A 21,034-nucleotide genomic window follows, 5' to 3' on the forward strand; every position below is an offset into this window, starting at 1 on the left:
ATGCACAGTTATGACTATTGGCTGATCCTCGCGTTTTTTGCGGTGGTCTTGCTGCCGGCGCCGTTCCTCGGGCGTTTTTACTACAAGGTGATGGAAGGTCAGCGCACCTGGCTGACGCCGGTTCTCGGCCCGGTCGAGCGCGGTTGCTATCGGATTGCCGGGGTGGATCCGCAGGCTGAGCAGAGCTGGCAGAAGTACACGCTGGCCTTGCTGGCGTTCAACCTTGCCGGGTTCCTGCTGCTGTTCGCGATCCTGTTGTTTCAGGATCACCTGCCGCTGAACCCGCAAAACCTGCCGGGCCAGGAATGGACTCAGGCGTTCAACACCGCGGTCAGTTTCATGACCAACACCAACTGGCAGTCCTACAGCGGTGAAGCGACCCTCAGCTACCTGAGCCAGATGGTCGGTCTCACCGTGCAGAACTTTGTCAGCGCCGCCACCGGTCTCGCCGTGCTGGTTGCGTTGTGCCGTGGCATCGGGCGCAAGTCGGCCAAGACTCTGGGTAATTTCTGGGTCGACATGACCCGCGCCACCCTCTATGGCCTGCTGCCTTTGTGCCTGCTGCTGGCGCTGTACCTGGTTTGGCAGGGCGTACCGCAGACCTTCGCGCAATACGTCAATGCCGTCACCATGCAGGGCGTCGATCAAGTGATCCCGCTCGGCCCGGCGGCCAGCCAGATTGCGATCAAGCAACTGGGTACCAACGGCGGTGGCTTCTTCGGTGTCAACTCGGCGCATCCGTTCGAGAACCCGACCGCGTGGAGCAACCTGTTCGAACTCGCGTCGATCATTCTGATTCCGGTAGCGCTGGTGTTCACCTTCGGTCATTACGTGAAAGACCAGCGTCAGAGCCGCGCGATCATCGCCTGCATGCTGGCGCTGTTCCTGATCGGCGGTGCGACCTCGCTGTGGGCCGAATATCAGCCTAACCCGGCGCTGAACAACGTTGCTGTCGAACAGACCGCGCCGCTGGAAGGCAAGGAAGCACGCTTCGGCACCACCGCCACCGTGCTGTGGTCGGTGACCACCACGGCGGCGTCGAACGGTTCGGTCAACGGCATGCATGACAGCCTCAACCCGCTCAGCGGCATGGTCGCGCTGGTCAACATGATGGTCGGTGAAGTGATCTTCGGCGGCGTCGGTGCCGGGCTCTACGGCATGTTGCTCAACGTGCTGATCGCGGTGTTCCTCGCCGGCCTGATGATTGGCCGCACCCCGGAATACCTCGGCAAGAAACTGCAGGCGCGGGAAGTGCAATTGCTGGTGGTGACCTTGCTGGTGATGCCGGTGGGCGTGCTGGTACTCGGCGCCATCGCGGCTGCTCTGCCTGGCCCGGCGGCGACCATCAGCAACCCCGGCCCGCACGGTTTCAGCCAGTTGCTCTATGCCTACACCTCGGCCAGTGCGAACAACGGTTCGGCGTTCGGTGGCCTGAGTGCCAACACCCCGTTCCACAACCTGATGCTCGGTCTGGGCATGTTGATCGGTCGCTTCGGTTACATCCTTCCGGTTCTGGCCCTGGCCGGCAGCCTGGCGATGAAGAAAAGCGCACCGATCGGCCAGAACAGTTTCCCGACCCACGGCCCGCTGTTCGTGACCCTGTTGACCGTGACCATTTTGCTGGTGGGCGGCCTGACCTTCCTGCCGACTCTGGCGCTCGGTCCGATTGCTGAACACCTGAGCATGGGCTTCTAAGGAATCGATCATGAATATGCATGTTCCTGCAAAACCTGCAGTGCCGACCCAGTCGGCAGAAGCACCGAAAACCGCGATTTCGGCCCTGTGGCGTCCGGCGCTGGTGCAAGCCTTCGTCAAGCTCGACCCGCGTCAACTGGTGCGTTCGCCGGTGATGCTGGTGGTCGAACTGACCGCGATTTTCACCACCGTGCTGTGCTTCATCCCGGACAATGTCGTGCCGACTTTCGTCGCCGCGCAGATCGCCCTGTGGCTGTGGTTCACCGTGCTGTTCGCCAACTTCGCCGAAGCGCTGGCCGAAGGTCGCGGCAAGGCTCGCGCCGACAGCCTCAAGGCCGGCAGCGAAGGCCTCAGCGCGCGGCGCAAACTGGCCAATGGCAGCTTCCAGGTGGTGCCCGCCGCCAGTTTGCGCAAAGGTGATGTGGTGCGCGTCGAAGCGGGGGAGATGATCCCCGGTGACGGCGAGGTCATCGAAGGGATCGCGGCGGTCAACGAAGCGGCGATCACCGGTGAATCGGCGCCGGTGATTCGCGAGTCCGGCGGCGACCGCTCGGCGGTCACCGGCAACACGCGCCTAGTGTCCGACTGGCTGCTGGTGAAGATCACCGCCAACCCCGGTGAATCGACCCTCGACCGCATGATCGCGCTGGTCGAAGGCGCCAAACGCCAGAAGACCCCGAACGAAGTCGCCCTCGACATCCTGCTGATCGGCCTGACCCTGATCTTCCTGCTGGTGGTGGTGACCCTGCAACCGTTCGCCCACTTCGCCAACGGCAGCCTGCCGCTGGTGTTCCTGGTGGCGCTGCTGGTCACGCTGATTCCGACCACCATCGGTGGCCTGCTGTCGGCCATCGGTATTGCCGGGATGGATCGTCTGGTACGGCTGAACGTGATCGCCAAGTCCGGGCGTGCCGTGGAAGCGGCCGGTGATGTACATGTGTTGCTGCTGGACAAGACCGGCACCATCACCTTCGGAAACCGTCGTTGCAGCGCGGTGTATGCCGCGCCGGGCGTGAACGGTCGCGAACTGGCCGAAGGCGCGTTGTTTGCCTCGCTGGCGGACGAAACCGCCGAAGGCAAATCGATCGTCGAGTACCTGCGCGGTCTGCACCCGCAAAACGAACCGGCACTGGATACGTTGACTGCCGTACCGTTCAGCGCGGAAACCCGCTTGTCCGGTATCGACTATCAGGGCCGCGTGTATCGCAAGGGCGCAGTCGATTCGCTGCTGGCGTTCCTCGGGCAACAACGCTCCGATCTGGCCCCGGCGCTGTCGCGGGAAATCGACAAGATTGCGCAGAGCGGCGGTACTCCGCTGCTGGTTTGCGCCGAGGGCAAACTGCTCGGTGCGATCCACCTCAAGGACGTGGTCAAGCCCGGCATTCGCGAGCGTTTCGCCGAGCTGCGCAAACTGGGGATTCGCACGGTGATGGTCACCGGTGACAACCCGCTGACCGCCGCGGCCATCGCGGCAGAAGCGGGCGTCGATGACGTGCTGGCCGAAGCCACCCCGGAGAAGAAACTCGCGCGCATCCGCCTTGAGCAGAACGACGGTCGTCTGGTCGCCATGTGCGGCGACGGTGCCAACGATGCTCCGGCGCTGGCCCAGGCTGACGTCGGCATGGCGATGAACGACGGCACGCAAGCCGCACGCGAAGCAGCGAACATGGTCGACCTCGACAGCGACCCGACCAAGCTGCTGGACGTGGTGCAGATCGGCAAGGAATTGCTGGTGACCCGTGGCGCGCTGACGACGTTTTCCATCGCCAATGACGTCGCCAAATACTTCGCGATCCTGCCGGCGCTGTTCGCCGCGATCTACCCGCAACTGGGCGTGCTGAACATCATGCAGCTGACCAGTCCGCAGAGCGCGATCCTCTCGGCCATCGTCTTCAACGCCCTGATCATCGTGGTGCTGATTCCACTGGCACTGCGCGGTGTGCGGGTGCAAGCGGCGAGTGCGGCGGCACTGCTGCGGCGCAATCTGCTGATCTACGGACTGGGCGGGATTCTGGTGCCGTTCGTGGGGATCAAGGCGATCGACATGCTGCTCACGGCTTTGCATTTGGTTTGAGGTTGGAAGAGCCCCTCACCCTAACCCTCCCGAAACGTCGGACCGCCCGTAGGGAGAGGGGACTGACCGAGTGGTTTATCAGAGGTGCATCGACCTGAGATACCGAGCTGAACACCGGTCCTGAGACGCACAAAGATCGGCTCCCTTTCCCCTCGCCCCCTTGGGGGAGAGGGCTGGGGTGAGGGGGAAGAGATCCCCCTGACACCTCACAAAAGTTTGCCCAACGAATTCGAGGATTTTGCAATGTCCACAATGATACGTCCGGCCCTGAGCCTGCTGGTGCTGATGACCCTGATCACCGGCGTGGCTTATCCACTGGTGGTGACCGGCGTTGCGCAGGTCGCTTTTCCTGAACAGGCCAATGGCAGCCTGGTGCACGATGCCGACGGCAAGGTGCGCGGCTCGTCGCTGATCGCCCAGGATTTCGTCGGTGATGCGTGGTTCCATCCGCGTCCTTCGGCGGGTGCCTTCGCCACCGTGTCCAGCAGCGCCAGCAATCTTGCGCCGAGCAATCCGGCGCTGGCCACCCGGGTGATCGACGACGCCCACAAGTTGCAGGTGCCCGGTCAGGGGCCGGTGCCGTTGGCGCTGCTGACCACCTCCGGCAGCGGCCTCGATCCGCACTTGCCTCCGGCAGCAATTGCCTATCAACTGGCGCGTGTCGCGCAAGCGCGCAACCTGCCGGTGTCGACCTTGCAGCAATTGCTCGATGCGCACATCGAACAGCCGCTGGTGGGGCCACCGGTGGTCAACGTGCTGGAGCTGAACATGGCGCTGGAAAAGCTGTAGATCAAAAGATCGCAGCCTTCGGCAGCTCCTACACTGGATCGACCTGTAGGAGCTGCCGCAGGCTGCGATCTTTTGACGGTTCACCCTCATTTCAAACCGAACAAGGCAATCCCCGATGAGCGACTCCGGCCGCGCCGACGCACTGTTAGCAGACCTGCCCCGCGACGGCCGTGGCCGGCTGAAGATTTTCCTCGGCGCCGCCCCCGGTGTCGGCAAGACCTACGCCATGCTCCAGGCTGCGCACACGCAACTGCGTCAGGGCGTGAAAATCATTGCCGGTGTCGTCGAAACCCATGGTCGTGCGGAAACCGAAGCGCTGCTTGGCGGCCTGCCACAGCAACCGCTGGTGCGCTCGGAATACCGTGGCGTGATGCTCGAAGAAATGGACCTCGACGGCCTGCTCGCGGCCAAACCCAAGCTGGTGCTGGTGGACGAACTGGCGCACACCAACGCCCCCGGCAGTCGTCACGCCAAGCGCTGGCAGGATATTCAGGAGCTGCTCGCCGCCGGCATCGACGTGTACACCACGGTCAACGTCCAGCACCTGGAAAGCCTCAACGATCAGGTGCGCGGCATCACCGGCGTGCAAGTGCGCGAAACCCTGCCGGACTGGGTGCTGCAGGAAGCCTACGAACTGCTGCTGATCGACCTGCCGCCGCGTGAGTTGCTGGAGCGTCTGCGTGAAGGCAAGGTCTACGTGCCGGAACAGGCGCGGGCGGCGATCGATGCGTTTTTCACCCAGACCAACCTCACCGCGCTGCGCGAACTGGCGATGCAAACGGCGGCCGCGCAGGTCGACAACGATCTCGCTCAAGGCTATCGCCAACTCGGTCAGGCGGCTCCGGCGGTGCGCGGGCGTTTGCTGGTCGGCGTCGATGGCGATGCGCATGCCGAACGCCTGGTGCGTCACGCCAGCCGCGTGGCCCAGCGCCGGCATTTGCCGTGGAGTCTGGTGCATGTCGACAACGGCACGGTGCGCGATGAACAGTCGCGCTTGCGCCTGCAAAATGCCCAGCAACTGGCCGAACGCCTCGGCGGCGAAGTGGTGTTGTTGCGCGCCGGCGAAGTGGCGAAAACCCTGATCCAGCATGCTGCCGAACGCCGGGCGAGTCTGCTGCTGGTCGGCCAGTCGCGGCCGAGTCTGCGCCGGCGGCTGTTCGGTGGCGGGCTCGCCGCACGGTTGCTGCGTCAGGCCCATGGCCTGGAAATCAACGTCCTCGATAACGACCATGAACACCCGCAGCCGCGTCTGCGGATGACGCCGACGCTGGTCTGGTTCGACTATCTGTTGGCGCTGCTTGCCACGTTGTTGGCCAGTGCGTTGGCGTGGGCGGTGTCGAGTATTTTGCCGTTGCCGAACATCTCGCTGGTGTTCCTCGCGGCAGTGTTGCTGGTGGCGGTGCGCAGCAGTCTGGGCCCGGCGCTGGCCTGTGCGGCGCTGTCGTTTCTGACCTACGACTTCCTGTTCATCCCGCCGAATTTTTCCTTCGCCATCCAGCGTGAAGAAGACGTTCTGACCTTGCTGTTCTTCCTGCTGATGGCGGCGCTCACCGGTAATCTCGCCGCGCGTCAGCGCCGTCAGTTGCAGGCGTTGCGCGACACCCAGGAAGAGACCACGGAGCTGCTCGACCTGTCGCGCAAACTGACTGCGGCGACGGATCGCCAAGCGGTGGTCAGCGCCGCCGCGCAGCACCTCAACGGCTGGAGCGATCTGCAATTGTGCCTGCTCAATCGCGACGGCCAGGGCGGCTGGAAAGTCGAGACCGGCGGGCCGCTGGAGTTCACCGAATCCGAACGTGCCGCCGCCGACTGGGCCTGGCAGCACGATCAACCGGCGGGTATGGGCACCGGCACGCTGCCGTTCGGTCGCTGGTGGTGGTGGCCGCTGTCGGTGGAGGACGGGCCGCTGGCGCTGCTCGGGGTCTGCGCCAAAGAGGGCCAGACCTTGAGCGGTCAGCGTCGGCGCCTGCTCACCGCGTTAAGCCAGCCACTGGCTCAGGCATTGGCCCGGGCGCAACTGGCGGACGATCTGGAAGCTGCGCGCCTGCACGGTGAAACCGAGCAATTGCGCAGTGCGCTGCTGGCTTCGGTATCGCATGATCTGCGCACACCGCTGACCGCCATGCGCGGCAGCATCGACAGCCTGCTGGCCCTCGGCGAAGCGATCCCGCTGGAGGATCGCCGCGAGTTGCTCGAAGGCACCCGCGATGAAGCCGAACGCCTCGACCGCTACATCCAGAACCTGCTGGACATGACCCGCCTCGGCCACGGCGCACTGAAACTCGCGCGCGACTGGGTGGCGCCGGCGGACATCGTTGGCAGCTCGCTCAATCGCCTGCGCGCGGTGCTGGCGCCGTTGCAGGTCAGCACCGATGTGCCGGCCGAGTTGCCGCTGCTGTTCGTGCATGCGGCGCTGATCGAGCAGGCGCTGGTCAATGTGCTGGAAAATGCTGCACGTTTCTCACCTGCTCACGGTCGTTTGCAATTGAGTGCCGGGGCGAATGACGAAGAGATCTTCTTCACGGTCAGCGATGAAGGACCGGGGATTCCCGAAGACGAGCGGGCGAAGATTTTCGACATGTTCTACACCGCCGCACGCGGTGATCGCGGTGGGCAGGGCACGGGACTGGGGCTGGCGATCTGTCAGGGCATGGTCGGTGCGCATGGCGGGCGCATCAGTGTCGCCGACGGCATCGACGGGCGTGGCACCAGCATCACCCTGCACCTGCCATTGCAGACGCAACCGGGGATGGACAATGAAGCCTGAGCCCGGCTGCGCTAATCTCTTGCCAATCTTTTGTGTTGATGTGAATTCATGAGCCAGACCGCGACCATTTTGGTCATCGATGACGAACCGCAGATCCGCAAATTCCTGCGCATCAGCCTCGCCTCACAAGGCTACAAAGTGCTCGAGGCCGGCACCGGTGCCGAGGGCCTGGCCCAGGCGGCGCTGAACAAACCCGACCTGCTGGTGCTCGACCTCGGCCTGCCGGACATGGACGGCCAGCAGGTGCTGCGCGAGTTTCGCGAGTGGGCCACCGCACCAGTGCTGGTGCTCTCGGTGCGGGCCAGCGAAGGGCAGAAGGTTCAGGCGCTGGATGGCGGTGCCAACGACTACGTGACCAAGCCGTTCGGCATTCAGGAGTTTCTCGCCCGGGTCCGCGCGTTGTTGCGTCAGGCGCCGGCCGGCGAGGCCCAGCAAGCGGCGCTGACGTTCGGCCCGTTGACCGTGGATCTGGCTTATCGGCGCGTGCTGCTCGACGGTACCGAAGTGGCGCTGACCCGCAAGGAATACGCGGTGCTGGCGCAACTGGCGCGGCATCCGGGCCGGGTAATCACCCAGCAGCAATTGCTCAAGGACATCTGGGGGCCGACGCATACCGAGGACAGTCATTACCTGCGAATTGTCGTTGGGCATTTGCGTCAGAAGCTGGCGGATGATCCCACGCGGCCGCGGTTTATTGTGACGGAGGCGGGGGTTGGGTATCGGCTGTTGAGTGAGAACAGCTTGTAGCTTTGTAGTGGCCGATCCGGTGCTTTCGCGAGCAAGCTCGCTCCCACATTTGGAATGCATTCCCCTGTGGGAGCGAGCTTGCTCGCGAAGAGTCCAGAAAAAACACTGAAGTACTTTCAGGATTTCAACCCTGCTCCTGCTCATACCGATCCAGCGTATCCCGCGCAATCTCCCGCCCCAGCGCGATCAGTTCCGGCGCCTTGTAGAACTCGAAAAACCGGCACACGCGCTTCGGCACGTTGATCAGGATGTCCGGTGGATAGCCGGCGATCTTGTATTGCGCCAGCGAGGTCTGCATCACCTCGAAACTCTGGTTGATCAGGTCCAACAGTGACGCCGGCCCGACGTTGTCGATGATGAACGAACCGGTGGCGGACTTCGGCGCGCCTTCGCGCTCGGGAGCCGCTGCCGGTTGCTGACTTTCCGGCTCGCTGCCCTCCAGCCATGGGTTGATGTCTGCCGCTTCGGCGCGCAAGGCTTCCTGTTCGAGCAACAGCAATTGTTCGGCCTGTTTGCGGCGAAACGGCATCTTCGAACCCAGCGAACTGAGCAGGCTGTCGAAGCGCGAACGAAATGCCGGCGGGCGCTGGATCACCGGTAGTTTGTAATGCCGCTGGTTGGTCGCGTTGAGGTTGACCGCGATGATCAGATCGCAGTGGCTGGACACCACCGGCACGATCGGCAACGGATTGAGAATACCGCCGTCCACCAGCATCCGGTTGCCCTGCATCACCGGGGTGAACAGGCTGGGAATCGCCGCCGAGGCGCGCATCGCCTGATGCAGGCAACCTTCCTGAAACCAGATTTCCTGCTGGTTGGTCAGATCGGCGGCGACCGCGGTGTAGGGGATGCGCAGGTCTTCGATGTTGATCTCGCCGACGATCTTGCGGATCTGCCCGAAGACCTTTTCGCCACGAATCGCCCCGAGGCGAAAACTCACGTCCACCAGCCGCAGCACATCCAGATAATCGAGGGATTCGATCCAGGCGCGGTATTCGTCGAGTTTGCCTGCCGCATAGATCCCGCCGACCACCGCGCCCATCGAGCAACCGGCAATGCAGGCGATGTCGTAACCGCGTCTTTCGATCTCCTCGATGACCCCGATATGGGCATAGCCCCGGGCGCCGCCGGAACCCAGCACCAGTGCGACACGCTTTTTCATCCAGCTTCCTCCCCGACAAGCTTGCACAATGCACCCATCCGGGGGCGGGCGACAATCGTCAGGGTCGTTCGGGGCGGCAGGGGCGTCGTTTTTTCGATACTCCATGACCACTCGGCGCTATCCTTGGTCACCGCAGATTCATGGGGCGCCAAGGCACTTTTCCCTTGGCGTAACGTCTTACCTGCACGACTGTTGACCTATTTGAGGTGTAAGTGATGAAAGCCTGGATCTGTGTGCCGTTGATTGCGCTGGCATTGGCCGGTTGCGCTGGCAAGACTGCTTATCGTGACAGCTGTGGCAGTCAGCTCGATGCGGCGTGGCATGAACTGGATCTGGCCAAGGCCGAAGGTTTTGCCGGCACGGTCAGCTACTCCAAGGCGCTGTCGCTGTTGACCGCAGCCAAGACCCAGCAGCAATTCGAAGGCTTTGAAGGCTGCAGCAACAAGGCGGAGAAAGCCCGTTTCTATATTCGCGAATCCCGCGCCGGGCGCTAAGCTGCTGACTTGACGCAAGGATGCGCCTGCCTTGCAGCGGCAGACTGGTCCTTCAAGCCATTTGAATCAGGAGCGAGTGATGTCAGCGTTGGTGGATCGGTTGGTGGCTCATGTCCTGAGCCTGGAAGTGCGGCTGCTGGCCTGTCAGGCGCGCCTGACTGAGCGTACCGACCCCGAGGCGCTGCATGATTTGCGCACCACGGTGCGGCGCTTGCGCAGCCTGTTGCGCCCCTTGCGTGGCTTGCCGGGTGTTGAGCAACTGGAAGTGGCGGCATCTGCGGTGGGGCAGTTGACCACACCGTGGCGCGACCGCGAGGTGTTGGCCGCCTACCTGCTCAAGCATGATCAACCGCAAGCCGCACAGCGACGCATGGCGCAAATGGACGAAGCCTATCCAGCATTGGCCGCGAGCGCCGAAGTGGCTTCGTTGCTGATCATCCTCGACGCCTTCCCGCGATTCCTGCGTGCTTCCGAGCGTCAGGGGCTGCTCAAGGGCCTGGGCAAGCGCATCGAAAAACGCCTGCACAAACAATGGAAAAAACTCGACGAGGCCCTGCACGATCCGGCCCATGACCGCCATCGTCTGCGCCTGCTGATCAAGCGCGTGCGTTATGGCATCGAAGCCTACCCGGAACTCGATCGCCTGCCTGAATCAGCGCTGGCGCGATTGAAGTCGGCGCAGGGCGCGCTGGGTGACTGGCACGATTGCTGGCAGTGGCTGGCGCGGGCCGAACTGGAAAGCGATCTGCAACCGTGCGTCGCGACCTGGCAGGCGGGCCTGATCAAGGCTGAAGCCAAGGCCGATCGCGTGCTGGATAAACTCAGTTCAGCCTGCTTCAAATAATCTCGATATCACCCGGCCCCTGTAGGAGCTGCCGAAGGCTGCGATCTTTGTTTTTGAAAATCAAAAGATTGCAGCCTTCGGCAGCTCCTACAGGGGGGGGGTGAATGGGAAAACGGGGTAAGGCCTTTCTGTCAGTCCATTTGACCGGAATAGACGCTGCAGCGCTCTGCCATGCTGGTTAAGATCGCTGCATTCCTTTTTTCGCTTGCCGAGGTTGTCATGCGCTTTTCCGATCTGATCGAGGCGGTTCGTCGCCAGCCAGAAGTGACCATTCCCGCCGAGTGGGGTCAGGGTCGGGCCAGTTTTGGTGGCCTGGTCGCGGCGCTGCAATACGAAACCATGCGCGCGAAAGTGCCGGCGGAGCGCCCGGTGCGTTCGTTGGCGATCACCTTTGTCGGCCCGGTCGAACCGGAAGTCCCGGTGAGCTTCGAAGTCGATGTGTTGCGCGAAGGCAAAGCGGTCAGCCAAGTGCTGGGCCGGGCTGTGCAGAACGGTCAGGTGGTGACGATTGTGCAGGGCAGCTTTGGCGCTTCGCGTCCTTCGGAAGTGGCCGTTGCCGCCTATCCGGCAGCTGAAATGAAACACTGGGACGAATGCCAGGAGTTGCCCTACATCAAAGGCGTGACCCCGGAGTTCATGCGTCACCTGGCGATGCGCTGGAGTGTCGGCGGCATGCCGTTCACCGGCAATCAATCGCGGCAGATGGGCGGCTGGGTGCGCTTGCGTGGCGATGTGAAGGAAGAGCCGGTCAATGAAGCGCATCTGCTGGCGCTGGTGGATGCGTGGCCACCGGCACTGTTGCCGTACCTGAAGAAACCGGCACCGGGCAGCACGCTGACCTGGACCATCGAATTCGTCCAGCCGTTACGCGAATTGAACACGCTGGACTGGTGCAAATACCTGGCGGACATCGAGTACGCCGCCGACGGCTACGGCCATGTCGCCGCCAAGCTGTGGAGCGCGGAGGGGGAGTTGATTGCCATGAGTCGGCAGACCGTGACGATTTTTGCCTGAGTCACTCAGTGCCGACGGTGGCGCTCACGCCAGGCGCGCCACCAGCCGCCGCTGAGGAAAAACCGTGGAAAGGTCAGGAACTGCTCGACCAGCAAGCGTGACACCGCATCTTTGCGATCACTGAACGGCTCGGAGGCTTGCGCCTCCAGGCTGTGGCCGTGGCGCTGCAGACCCAGCGCCGCGACGATACCGATCACACCGATGGCGACACTGGCCAGGCTCAGGCTGAACACCCCGGACACGATCAGCAAAAATGCAACGATGAACAGCGGCACGGCAATCAGGTGCAACACCAGATTGGTCGGGTGCTGGTGATTGTTCGGGTACGCGCGCCATTGCCACGCGGGAAGGTTAGGGTGACGTTTGCCCATGTTGACTACTCCTCGATCCATGTTGAACACATGCTTGAAGAATAGGCCGGGGCGATGGGGGCGGCGAATCAAGGTTGGCTATGGTGGTGATAGGCGTCATCGCCGGATTCGATGTTGACCCGGCTGAAGCCTTCAGAGTTTCAACTGCCCGATTGCCTTGCTCAGCTCCCCGGCCAATGTCGCCAACTCATTGCTGGTAGTCGCCGAATCCACGGTTTGTTGCACGGTGTTTTCGGTCACATCACGAATGCTCACCACCGCCCGATTCATCTCTTCCGCGACCTGACTCTGCTGCTCGGCCGCCACCGCAATCTGCGTGTTGCTCTCGCGCATCTGCGCCACCGCGCCAGTGATTTCCGCCAGCGCCTCGCCAGCTTCCTGCGCCTGCTGCACGCAGTCGTCGGCCTTGTACGAACTCTCCTGCATGAAGTCCACCGCATCGCGGGTGCCGGCCTGCAACGCCGAGACCATGGTGGTGATTTCATCGGTGGAGGTCTGCACGCGTTTGGCCAGATTGCGCACCTCGTCGGCGACCACCGCAAAACCGCGGCCCATCTCGCCGGCACGCGCCGCTTCGATGGCGGCGTTGAGCGCCAGCAGGTTGGTTTGCTCGGCGATGCTGTGGATCACACTGACCACGCCGTTGATCTTCTGGCTGTCCTCGGCCAGGCGCTGGATCATCTCGGCGGTTTGCTGCACACCGCTGGAGAGGCCGGCAATCGACTGCTGCACCCGGCTGACCACTTGCTGACCGCTGCCGGCCAGACCATCGGCGGTCTGCGACAGATCGCGGGTGGCGCCGGCGTGCTGGGCGATGTGATAAACCGTGGCGGTCATTTCATTAATTGCGGTGGCGGCCTGATCGGTCTCGCTCTGTTGACCGAGCATGCCGTGGCGCACTTCGTTCATGCTCGACGCCAGACGCGCGGCGCCGACGTCCAGTTGCCGCGCCGTGTTGGCAACGGTGGTAACCACGCGCTGATAACCGGCCTGCATCGCGTTGAACGCATTGGCCATTTGCCCGACTTCGTCCTTGCAGGCCAGCGGCACGCGGGCCGAGAGGTCACCGCTTTTCTCGACATGCAGCATCACGTCCTTCAACGTGTTGAGCTGACTGAGCAAGAAGCGGATCAGCAACTGCGAAGCGCCGAGCATGGCCAGCATCAGGATGAATACCGCTACGGCGTAGTTGGCAAAGCGTTCACTGAACACTTGCGCCAGGCTTGGGCCGTAGGCGATGACGGCGACTTGCTGGCCGTCGGCACGACTGAACACTTCGGCACCCATCAGCGGGTTGTTGCCGAACAGCGGCAGGTGATTGACCTCGTTCCAGCCGTTGCCGTCGCTGATTTCCAGCACAGGCTGGTCGTTGAGGCGCGGTGCTTCACCCCGTTTGAAAGTCAGCACTTGATCGGCCTTGGGCAGCGCCTGCCCGGCCGGCCAGGCCTTGAGCAATTGCGCCTGGGCCTGTGCGGAGGTTTTCGACGCCTGACTGCGGGCCTGCTGTTCAAGCTGCACGGCGTACAACACCAGCAGCAGGGTGGTGACGAAGGCGACCGCATTGACCGCCCAGAATTTGTATTTCAGCGAGATATTGCTAAGCCAGGCACCCATGGAGGTCTTCTCTGATAGCGGAAACAGTTTTGGCAAGGTGCCATTATTGTGCCTCTACGTTGGAAGTCGGGCTTGATGTGGGTCAACAGATCAAAAGATCGCAGCCTTCGGCAGCTCCTACAGGGAATTCACCCTCTCAATGTAGGAGCTGCCGAAGGCTGCGATCTTTTGCTGTTTAAACCAGTGCCGGCAGGTTGAAGAACGCCCGGGCACACGCCGTGGTATGCGCCGCCAGATCGTCCTCGCTCTCGCCGCGGTGCAACGCCACTTCGCGCAGCACTTCGGTCAGATACGCCGGCTCATTGCGGCCGTTCTTCGGTTTTGGCCGCAAAGTGCGCGGCAGCAGGTACGGCGCGTCGCTTTCGAGCATCAGTCGTCCGCGCTTGATCTCCTTGACCAGCGGATGCAGGTGCGTGCCGCGGCGCTCGTCGCAGATCCAGCCGGTGATGCCGATGTGCAGATCCAGGTCCAGGTAACTGAACAGGGCTTTTTGCTCGCCGGTAAAGCAGTGCACCACGGCGGCGGGCAGTTGATCGCGGAAGTCCTTGAGGATTTCCAGCAGACGCTGGCTGGCATCCCGCTCATGCAGGAACACCGGCAATTGCAGTTCTACTGCCAGCGCCAGATGTTCTTCGAGGACTTTTTCCTGTTGCGGGCGCGGCGAGAAATCGCGGTTGAAATCCAGCCCGCATTCACCCACGGCGACCACGTTTGGCTCTTGCAGCAGGCTGCGCAAACGCCGCGCGCTGTCAGCGTTCCAGTCACTGGCCGAATGCGGGTGAATGCCGGCGGTGGCGAACAGTTGCTGGCCGCTGTCATCCAGTTGCCGGCACAGCTCCAGCGCCTGTTCGCTACCCTCGACGCTGGTGCCGGTCAGCACCAATTGGCAGACCCCGGCGGCGTAGGCGCGATCAAGTACCGCCTGATGTTTTTCGGCGAAACTGGGGTTGGTCAGGTTGACGCCGATATCGATGAGTTGCATGGTTCTACCTCGGGCCGAAGGCCGGGAAGCATACCAGAGCTGTAGATTTATAAGAAAAGCCAAGAACTACAACGAGTTATAGCTGTCTTTTGATGCCGTGACGCAGCCCGGGTTGGCGCAAATGCCATCACTGTGCCAGTCTCTCGCACTTTGCCAGCGCTCCAGGCGCTCTGTTTTTGTCGGTGTTTTTGACCGTTCAGCGGTAAAACGCCCCGTATTCTTTCCGGAGAGTGGATGCATCGTCCCTCGGTTTTGCTCCTGTTGTGTGCGTCGCTGCTGCTGCCGATAACGGCGGTTGCGCGCTTGCCCGGGCCCCTGCAAGCCGTGCCGGCCGCCAAGGTTCGCGACCTGTCGGAGATTCGCAGCAGTCGCGTGTTGCGGGTGCTGGTCAACCAGAGTCGCAACAGCTCCGGTGAAGTTCAGGGCCAGGCCATTGGCGTTGAATACCATCGCCTGCGCGCCTTCGAGCAATACCTCAATGGCCACGCCCGCGATGGTCAGGAAATCACCCTCAAGATCATTCCCAAAGCCAAGGATCAACTGCTCGGCGCGCTGCAGCGCGGTGAAGGAGATCTGGTCGCGCCCGGTGAGCTGCTCGATCTGCAACCTGGCCACGCGGTTGCCAGCAGTGAGCCGATCGCCAGTAACGTGCCGCTGGTGCTGGTCGGCATCAAGGGCGAGCGCCGTTACACCAAGGTCGAGCAGCTTTCCGGCAAGACTCTGGCCTTGCCGACCGGCAGTGCGGCGGGGGAGGCGGTCAGCCAGCTCAATCAGAAACTGGCGTTGCACAAACTGGCGCCGATCAAGATCGAATGGGTCGACCCGACACTGGCGGTCGAAGACGTGCTGGAGATGGTGCAGGGCGGAATTTTCCACCTGACCATCGTTGAGCAACCGATCGCCGAGCGTTGGGGCAAGATCCTGCCCAAGCTGCGTTTCGACCGGCAGTTGATGATCAGCGAGCCGGGTGAGGAATACTGGTTCGTGCGCCGCGATGCCTCGATGCTGCGGGCGAGCATCGATCGCTTTCTGGGCGGCTACAAGAAGCCGGCGAACGAGGATGCAGAGTTTCTGCGGATCTATCGACGGCTCTACCAAGTGCACTATCCGTTGGCCAAGGCTGACCGCCAGCGTCTGGAGAAACTGCGCCCGACCCTGCAAAAACACGCCGACGCACAAAGCATGGACTGGCTGAACCTGGCGGCGCTGGCCTTCAAGGAGTCAGCCCTGCAACCCAGCGCCCGCAGCGGCAGTGGCCCGACCGGGTTGATGCAGATCACCCCGTCCGCAGCGCAGCGGGTCGGTGTGAACAACATCCAGAATCTCGATGCGAATGTGCAGGCCGGGGCCAAGTACCTGGCGATGATTCGCCGCAAGTTTTTCAACAGTCCGAAACTCAATGAGCGCGAGCGCATGGCCTTCACTCTGGCGGCTTACAACATCGGCCCGGAACGGGTGCAAGGCATGCGCGCCGAAGCACGGCGGCGTGGGCTGAATCCGAACCAGTGGTTCTTTCAGGTCGAGCGCATCGCCATGGAACAGGTGGGCATGGGTCCCGTCAGCTATGTTAATAGCGTGAACAAGTACTACTTGGCGTACGACCGTGAGCGGGAGTCGTTGGAGCCCCGGGGCCAGAAAGTCGCCTCACGGAAGTAATCGAATAATTTGATTGTTATGGCGGAATAATTGCGCTTTTAACATGAATTTAACTGATTAATATAGCGGCCAATCCCAACACACTTCTCGCAAAACAAGGAATGCCCCATGAGCTCTCTGATCAACAAGGTTCTGTTCACCCGCGCCGGTTACGGCCTGACCATTCTGCGCATCGCGGTCGGCGTGATCTTCGCCGCCCACGGTTCGCAAAAGCTGTTTGGTCTGTTCGGCGGTTACGGTCTGGCGGGCACCGCGCAATACATGGACAGCATCGGTCTGCACCCGGGTTACCTGATGGCCACGCTGGCCGGCGGTACCGAGTTCTTCGCCGGTCTGGCGCTGATCATCGGCCTGCTGGTGCGCCCGGCGGCGCTGGGTCTGACCTTCCTGTCGCTGGTGGCGATCTTCACCGTGCACATCAGCAACGGTCTGTTCATGGCCAACAACGGTTACGAGTTCGCCCTGGCGCTGCTCGGTGGCAGCCTCGCGGTGATGATCGAAGGCGCCGGCAAGCTGTCGGTGGATCGCGCCATCGCCGGTTGAGCGCTCTGGATCAAGCAAAAGGCCCGCATTGTGCGGGCCTTTTTTGTTGCGGCCGATTCTTGACACTCATCGGTCACGTTCTCTAGGATGTTGCTCATGCGCCGATTTAAACAGCTACTTGCGGGGCGCCAGGTGACTCAGACAGTTGCCGTCAGAAGCCGGAACAGGGCTTCGAAATACCGCTAAAGCGCTGGTTCGGTGTTGCCTCTCACCTGCCATGCAGACTTTTGAGGCAGAGACACGACACGATGAATGCACTACGCCCTCCAGCACGTCCCGCGCCGATCACGGCACATATCACCCAGCGCAATCCAAAAATCCTGCTTGGCGGCAAACATCAGCCAACGCTGTTGCGTTATCTCGATGGCTGGCCACGTCGCAGCGGCGGTCCTGCCGCGTTCCTGATCCAGTTCGTTGAAGACGGCGAGTCGCTTGCACGCTTTGCCAGTGACAGTTTTGATCTGGCAGTGATTCAGGCACCGAGCGCTGAAGACGCTCCGGAAATGATCAAGCAATTGACCCGCGTTGCGCGGCAGGGGCTGATCACCCGCCGCTAAAACGCTCAGGGATATTCGATCGCCACGATATAGACAAACTGCTCACCGGTTGGCGTCTGTACCCGGACTTCGGCGTCCAGCGCCTTGCCGATCAAGGCGCGGGCCAGCGGTGAGTCGATGCTGATCAGACCCAGCTTCAAATCCAGTTCATCCGGGCCGACGATGCGGTAGCGCGATTGCTTGCCGTCTTCGTCCTCGATGGTGACCCAGGCGCCGAAGTAGACCTTGTTCGGATCGCTGGGTTTTTCGCTGACGACCTTCAGTGCTTCGAGACGCTTGGTGAGAAATCGCACGCGGCTGTCGATCTCGCGCAGCATTTTCTTGCCGTAGGTGTACTCGGCGTTTTCCGAGCGATCACCCTGCGCCGCTGCTTCGCTGACCGCTTGCGTCACCTGCGGGCGGCGCACATGCCACAGCTCATGGAATTCGGCGCGCATCCGCGCTTCACCTTCAGGGGTGATCAGCGCGGTGCCGGCGGTGCGGGGAGGGCGATAACGGCTCATGGCAACTTCTTGTGGTGACGAAGGCTGGAGTCTATCAACCCTCGCGCAAGACTGTCAGCGGACTCGCATTCAACGCCCGACGCGTGCCGAACACCCCGGCACCGCCAATCAGTGCGGCGCCAATCAATGGCAGCACCAGCAGCCATGGATGCGGATGCCATGGCAGATCGAATGCATAGCGATACAACACCAGACTCACCACTTCCGAGCCGATGGCCGCGAGCAGGCCGCTGACCGCCCCGAGCAAGCCGAACTCGATGCGCCGCGCCTTGACCAGCAATTGCCGTTGCGCACCCAGCGCGCGCAACAGTGCGCCTTGGCGAATGCGTTCATCCAGCGTTGCCTGCAAGCCGGAGAACAGCACCGCCATCCCCGCCGCCAGGACAAACAACAACACGTATTCCACCGCCAGGGTGACCTGGGCGAGGATGCTGCGCAGTTGTTCCAGCAGCGCTTCGACTTGCAGGATGGTCACCGCCGGGAATGCTCGTGACAGCTCGACGATCTGCTGATCGTGACCGGGTGCCAGATAGAAACTGGTCAGGTAGGTCGCCGGCAGATCTCTCAGCGTGCCGGGCTGGAAGATCATGAAGAAGTTCGGTTGGAAGTTGTCCCAGTTGATCTCGCGCAGGCTGGTGACCTTCGCCTCACGATTGACCCCGCCCACGCTGAACACCATGTGATCGCCGAGTTTGAGCTTGAGGCTTTCGGCGACTTTGCCTTCAACCGACACGCCCGGTACGTCATCCGAGGGTTGCCCGGTCCACCACGAACCGGCGGTGAGCTTGTTGCCGGCCGGGAGGTCGGCAGCCCAGGTCAGGCTCAAGTCGCGTTGCACGGCACGGTCGCCGGCCGAATCCTTGCTGACGATTTGCTGCACCGGTTCGCCGTTGATGCTGATCAGCCGTCCCGGAACCACCGGGTACAACGGCGCCGCTTGGGCGGACACCTTGATCAAGTGATCGGTGAAGGCCTGTTTGTCCGCCGGCAGGATGTTCAGGGCGAAGTAGTTGGGGGCGTTTTTCGGCAACTGGTTTTGCCAGGTGTCGAGCAGTTCACCACGCAACAGGGCGATCAGTGCCATCGACAACAGGATCAAACCGAACGCCAGTGCTTGACCAGCCGCCGCCAGTGGATGACGCAGCAGCTGCCCCAGGCCGAGGCGCCACGGCAGCGGCGCACGGGCGAGCATCCGTCGCAGGCTGTTGAGCAGCAACAGCAGCAAGCCACCCAGCACCAGCGCGGCGACCACGCCACCGCCAAGCAGGGCGAAGGTCAGCAATAGATCGAGACTCAGGCGCCACATGATCAACCCGAGTGCGCCCAGCGCCGCGCCATAGACCACCCACGTGCTCGACGGGATCGGCAGCATGTCACGGCGCAGTACCCGCAATGGTGGCACCCGCCCCAGTGCGGCAAGCGGCGGCAGGGCGAACCCGGCGAGCGCCACCAGCCCCGTACCGATCCCGGCGAGCGCCGGAAACAGGCCGCCCGGTGGCACATCCGCGGGTAGCAGATCATGCAGCAGAGCGAACAGTCCCAACTGCGCCAGCCAGCCGAGCACCGCGCCACTGAGGGCAGCGAATAGACCGAGTACGGTCAATTGAATGCTGAACAGCAGCATGGTTTCCCGACGTGACAGACCAAGGCAGCGCAACAGCGCGCTGGCATCGAAGCGGCGGCTGGCGAAGCGGTTGGCCGACAACGCGACTGCAACGCCAGCGAGCAACACTGCGACCAGACTGGCCATGTTCAGATAGCGCTCGGCCTTGCCCAGTGCGCCGCCAATCTGCCGGTTGCCGTCGCGCGCATCCTGAATTCGTTGATTTGCCGCCAACCCCGGCTTGAGCAGTTGCCGATAGGTTTCCAGTGCCTGTGGTTCGCCGCGCCACAACTCGCGATAGCTCACGCGGCTGCCGGGCTGCACCACACCAGTGGCGGCGAGGTCCTCGAGGTTGATCATCACCCGAGGCGTGAGGCTGTAGAAGTTGCCGGCGCGATCCGGTTCGTAGGTCAACACACGGGTCAGCTTCAGGGTTTTCATGCCGACGTCGATGCTGTCGCCGATCTTCAGATCCAGCGCAGTCAGCAGACGAGCTTCAACCCACGCTTCACCGGGTTGCGGCTCGCCGCCCGAGGTTTCAGCGGCAAACGGGGCCGGGGCACTTTTCAGTTCGCCGCGCAGTGGATAGGCGCGGTCGACCGCTTTGATGCTCGATAACTGAATGCCATTGTCGGTGGCAATGACGCTGGAAAATTCCACCACCTGCGCATGATTCAAGCGCAGCTCGGTGCCGCTGCGGATCTGTTCGTCGCGGGCTGGCGAGCTGCCCTCCAGCACCAGGTCGGCGCCAAGGAACTCGGTGGCGCGCAGCATCATTGCACCGTTGAGGCGGGCGCCGAAGTAGCCGATGGCGGTACTCGCGGCCACTGCCACGACCAAGGCAAAAAACAACACCCGCAATTCCCCGGCGCGGGCATCGCGCATGAGTTGACGTAGCGCGAGACTGAACAGACGCAACAGCGGCAGACGTGCCATCAAGGCTCCAGAGGGGCGACCAGCAGCCCGGCTTCAAGTCGGATCAGGCGCCGGCAGCGATGGGCCAGGCGTTCGTCGTGGGTCACCAGCACCAGGGTGGTGCCGCGTTCCTTGTTCAATTCGAACAGCAAGTCGCTGATGCGCTCGCCGGTGTGGCTGTCGAGGTTGCCGGTGGGTTCGTCTGCGAATAGCACGTCCGGCTCGGCAGCGAAGGCCCGGGCAATCGCCACGCGCTGTTGTTCGCCGCCAGAGAGCTGGCGCGGCGAGTGCGTCAGGCGCTGGCCGAGGCCGACCCTTTGCAGCAATTCAGTGGCGCGCTCACGGGCGTCTTTGCGGCCATCGAGTTCCAGCGGCAGCATGACGTTTTCCAGCGCGTTGAGACTGTCGAGCAACTGGAAGGACTGAAAGACAAAACCCACGTGTTCGGCGCGGATGCGCGCGCGCTGGTCTTCGTCGAGATTGCCCAGGGATTGCCCGGCGAGGATGACTTCGCCGCTGCTTGGCAGATCGAGGCCGGCGAGCAGGCCGAGCAGGGTGGATTTGCCGGAACCGGACGCGCCAACGATGGCCAGGCTGTCGCCCTTGTTCAGTTCCAGGCTGAGTTCGTGCAGGATAGTCAGTTCACCTTCCGCGCTGGGAACCACTTTGCTGAGGTTCTTCGCGGTGAGAATGCTTGCGCCCAT

General features: G+C 62.6%; 18 protein-coding genes. 11 read left to right on the plus strand and 7 right to left on the minus strand.

What is annotated here, in order from left to right:
- The 5 genes from kdpA to ACIP8I_RS23275 all read left to right on the plus strand — a co-directional run bounded on the left by kdpA (position 1) and on the right by ACIP8I_RS23275 (position 8,072).
- Positions 1-1,695 (plus strand): potassium-transporting ATPase subunit KdpA, encoded by a 1,695-nt coding sequence (kdpA, locus tag ACIP8I_RS23255; protein ID WP_400764252.1) that lies wholly within the window; start codon positions 1-3, stop codon positions 1,693-1,695.
- A 10-nt stretch (positions 1,696-1,705) separates the two neighbouring features.
- Complete coding sequence (kdpB, locus tag ACIP8I_RS23260; RefSeq protein ID WP_400764255.1) at positions 1,706-3,769, plus strand: potassium-transporting ATPase subunit KdpB; 2,064 nt, start codon at positions 1,706-1,708, stop codon at positions 3,767-3,769.
- 243 nt (positions 3,770-4,012) lie between these two features.
- Positions 4,013-4,558 carry a potassium-transporting ATPase subunit KdpC gene (gene kdpC / locus ACIP8I_RS23265; RefSeq protein ID WP_329696219.1) on the plus strand — a complete coding sequence of 182 codons (546 nt, stop codon included), beginning with the start codon at positions 4,013-4,015 and terminating at the stop codon, positions 4,556-4,558.
- A gap of 115 nt (positions 4,559-4,673) precedes the next feature.
- Positions 4,674-7,325, plus strand: coding sequence for a DUF4118 domain-containing protein (locus ACIP8I_RS23270; protein WP_400764257.1), 2,652 nt, complete (start codon positions 4,674-4,676; stop codon positions 7,323-7,325).
- Between the two features lie 48 nt (positions 7,326-7,373).
- A complete protein-coding gene (locus ACIP8I_RS23275; protein ID WP_400764260.1) occupies positions 7,374-8,072 on the plus strand; it encodes a response regulator in 699 nt (232 codons plus the stop codon).
- Between the two features lie 124 nt (positions 8,073-8,196).
- Here ACIP8I_RS23275 and ACIP8I_RS23280 read toward each other — a convergent pair whose 3' ends face one another.
- Positions 8,197-9,234: a patatin-like phospholipase family protein gene (locus ACIP8I_RS23280; protein WP_123587450.1), complete on the minus strand. Its 1,038-nt coding sequence runs from the start codon at positions 9,232-9,234 to the stop codon at positions 8,197-8,199.
- 215 nt (positions 9,235-9,449) lie between these two features.
- Between ACIP8I_RS23280 and ACIP8I_RS23285 the strand changes: the two genes are divergently transcribed.
- The 3 genes from ACIP8I_RS23285 (at position 9,450) to ACIP8I_RS23295 (ending at position 11,586) form a co-directional block, all read left to right on the plus strand.
- Complete coding sequence (locus tag ACIP8I_RS23285) at positions 9,450-9,728, plus strand: hypothetical protein (RefSeq protein WP_007963692.1); 279 nt, start codon at positions 9,450-9,452, stop codon at positions 9,726-9,728.
- A gap of 79 nt (positions 9,729-9,807) precedes the next feature.
- Positions 9,808-10,572: a CHAD domain-containing protein gene (locus ACIP8I_RS23290; protein WP_400764263.1), complete on the plus strand. Its 765-nt coding sequence runs from the start codon at positions 9,808-9,810 to the stop codon at positions 10,570-10,572.
- Between the two features lie 219 nt (positions 10,573-10,791).
- Positions 10,792-11,586, plus strand: a complete 795-nt coding sequence (locus tag ACIP8I_RS23295; RefSeq protein WP_400764265.1) for an acyl-CoA thioesterase — start codon at positions 10,792-10,794, stop codon at positions 11,584-11,586.
- Between the two features lie 5 nt (positions 11,587-11,591).
- On the opposite strand, the gene ACIP8I_RS23300 is transcribed toward ACIP8I_RS23295, so the two are convergent.
- The 3 genes from ACIP8I_RS23300 to ACIP8I_RS23310 form a co-directional block, all read right to left on the minus strand.
- Entirely contained in the window at positions 11,592-11,957 is a 366-nt protein-coding gene (locus tag ACIP8I_RS23300) for an Mpo1-like protein (protein WP_047295495.1), read from the minus strand.
- Positions 11,958-12,089: 132 nt separating this feature from the next.
- On the minus strand, positions 12,090-13,571 hold the full coding sequence (locus ACIP8I_RS23305; protein WP_400764267.1) for a methyl-accepting chemotaxis protein: 1,482 nt from the start codon (positions 13,569-13,571) through the stop codon (positions 12,090-12,092).
- Positions 13,572-13,746: 175 nt separating this feature from the next.
- Positions 13,747-14,553, minus strand: coding sequence for a TatD family hydrolase (locus tag ACIP8I_RS23310; protein ID WP_400764269.1), 807 nt, complete (start codon positions 14,551-14,553; stop codon positions 13,747-13,749).
- A gap of 234 nt (positions 14,554-14,787) precedes the next feature.
- Between ACIP8I_RS23310 and ACIP8I_RS23315 the strand changes: the two genes are divergently transcribed.
- The 3 genes from ACIP8I_RS23315 (at position 14,788) to ACIP8I_RS23325 (ending at position 17,309) form a co-directional block, all read left to right on the plus strand.
- Positions 14,788-16,209, plus strand: coding sequence for a transglycosylase SLT domain-containing protein (locus tag ACIP8I_RS23315; protein ID WP_024164498.1), 1,422 nt, complete (start codon positions 14,788-14,790; stop codon positions 16,207-16,209).
- Between the two features lie 108 nt (positions 16,210-16,317).
- Entirely contained in the window at positions 16,318-16,752 is a 435-nt protein-coding gene (locus tag ACIP8I_RS23320; RefSeq protein WP_007964771.1) for a DoxX family protein, read from the plus strand.
- A 248-nt stretch (positions 16,753-17,000) separates the two neighbouring features.
- Entirely contained in the window at positions 17,001-17,309 is a 309-nt protein-coding gene (locus ACIP8I_RS23325) for a hypothetical protein (RefSeq protein ID WP_003226820.1), read from the plus strand.
- Positions 17,310-17,314: 5 nt separating this feature from the next.
- On the opposite strand, the gene greB is transcribed toward ACIP8I_RS23325, so the two are convergent.
- Genes greB through ACIP8I_RS23340 form a run of 3 tightly spaced genes read right to left on the minus strand, consistent with a single transcriptional unit; the run spans position 17,315 to position 21,034 of the window.
- The gene (gene greB, locus ACIP8I_RS23330) at positions 17,315-17,812 is read right to left on the minus strand and encodes a transcription elongation factor GreB (RefSeq protein WP_016770885.1); all 498 of its coding nucleotides are present in this window, start codon (positions 17,810-17,812) and stop codon (positions 17,315-17,317) included.
- A 34-nt stretch (positions 17,813-17,846) separates the two neighbouring features.
- Positions 17,847-20,351: an ABC transporter permease gene (locus ACIP8I_RS23335; RefSeq protein ID WP_400764273.1), complete on the minus strand. Its 2,505-nt coding sequence runs from the start codon at positions 20,349-20,351 to the stop codon at positions 17,847-17,849.
- Positions 20,351-21,034 (minus strand): ABC transporter ATP-binding protein, encoded by a 684-nt coding sequence (locus tag ACIP8I_RS23340; RefSeq protein ID WP_103483839.1) that lies wholly within the window; start codon positions 21,032-21,034, stop codon positions 20,351-20,353. The genes ACIP8I_RS23335 and ACIP8I_RS23340 overlap by 1 nt, the downstream gene beginning before the upstream one ends.

Origin of the sequence: Pseudomonas sp. NPDC088414, assembly GCF_044753325.1 — a bacterium.
GTDB lineage: Bacteria > Pseudomonadota > Gammaproteobacteria > Pseudomonadales > Pseudomonadaceae > Aquipseudomonas.

Excerpts from the sequence above, each read along its gene's own strand:
- ACIP8I_RS23270 (WP_400764257.1), top strand. The coding sequence starts at position 4,674 with ATGAGCGACTCCGGCCGCGCCGACGCACTGTTAGCAGACCTGCCCCGC.
- ACIP8I_RS23305 (WP_400764267.1), bottom strand. The coding sequence starts at position 13,571 with ATGGGTGCCTGGCTTAGCAATATCTCGCTGAAATACAAATTCTGGGCG.
- kdpA (WP_400764252.1), top strand. The coding sequence starts at position 1 with ATGCACAGTTATGACTATTGGCTGATCCTCGCGTTTTTTGCGGTGGTC.
- ACIP8I_RS23335 (WP_400764273.1), bottom strand. The coding sequence starts at position 20,351 with ATGGCACGTCTGCCGCTGTTGCGTCTGTTCAGTCTCGCGCTACGTCAA.
- ACIP8I_RS23295 (WP_400764265.1), top strand. The coding sequence starts at position 10,792 with ATGCGCTTTTCCGATCTGATCGAGGCGGTTCGTCGCCAGCCAGAAGTG.
- ACIP8I_RS23275 (WP_400764260.1), top strand. The coding sequence starts at position 7,374 with ATGAGCCAGACCGCGACCATTTTGGTCATCGATGACGAACCGCAGATC.
- kdpC (WP_329696219.1), top strand. The coding sequence starts at position 4,013 with ATGTCCACAATGATACGTCCGGCCCTGAGCCTGCTGGTGCTGATGACC.
- ACIP8I_RS23340 (WP_103483839.1), bottom strand. The coding sequence starts at position 21,034 with ATGGGCGCAAGCATTCTCACCGCGAAGAACCTCAGCAAAGTGGTTCCC.
- ACIP8I_RS23315 (WP_024164498.1), top strand. The coding sequence starts at position 14,788 with ATGCATCGTCCCTCGGTTTTGCTCCTGTTGTGTGCGTCGCTGCTGCTG.
- ACIP8I_RS23280 (WP_123587450.1), bottom strand. The coding sequence starts at position 9,234 with ATGAAAAAGCGTGTCGCACTGGTGCTGGGTTCCGGCGGCGCCCGGGGC.
- ACIP8I_RS23285 (WP_007963692.1), top strand. The coding sequence starts at position 9,450 with ATGAAAGCCTGGATCTGTGTGCCGTTGATTGCGCTGGCATTGGCCGGT.
- ACIP8I_RS23300 (WP_047295495.1), bottom strand. The coding sequence starts at position 11,957 with ATGGGCAAACGTCACCCTAACCTTCCCGCGTGGCAATGGCGCGCGTAC.
- kdpB (WP_400764255.1), top strand. The coding sequence starts at position 1,706 with ATGAATATGCATGTTCCTGCAAAACCTGCAGTGCCGACCCAGTCGGCA.
- ACIP8I_RS23290 (WP_400764263.1), top strand. The coding sequence starts at position 9,808 with ATGTCAGCGTTGGTGGATCGGTTGGTGGCTCATGTCCTGAGCCTGGAA.
- ACIP8I_RS23310 (WP_400764269.1), bottom strand. The coding sequence starts at position 14,553 with ATGCAACTCATCGATATCGGCGTCAACCTGACCAACCCCAGTTTCGCC.
- ACIP8I_RS23320 (WP_007964771.1), top strand. The coding sequence starts at position 16,318 with ATGAGCTCTCTGATCAACAAGGTTCTGTTCACCCGCGCCGGTTACGGC.
- greB (WP_016770885.1), bottom strand. The coding sequence starts at position 17,812 with ATGAGCCGTTATCGCCCTCCCCGCACCGCCGGCACCGCGCTGATCACC.
- ACIP8I_RS23325 (WP_003226820.1), top strand. The coding sequence starts at position 17,001 with ATGAATGCACTACGCCCTCCAGCACGTCCCGCGCCGATCACGGCACAT.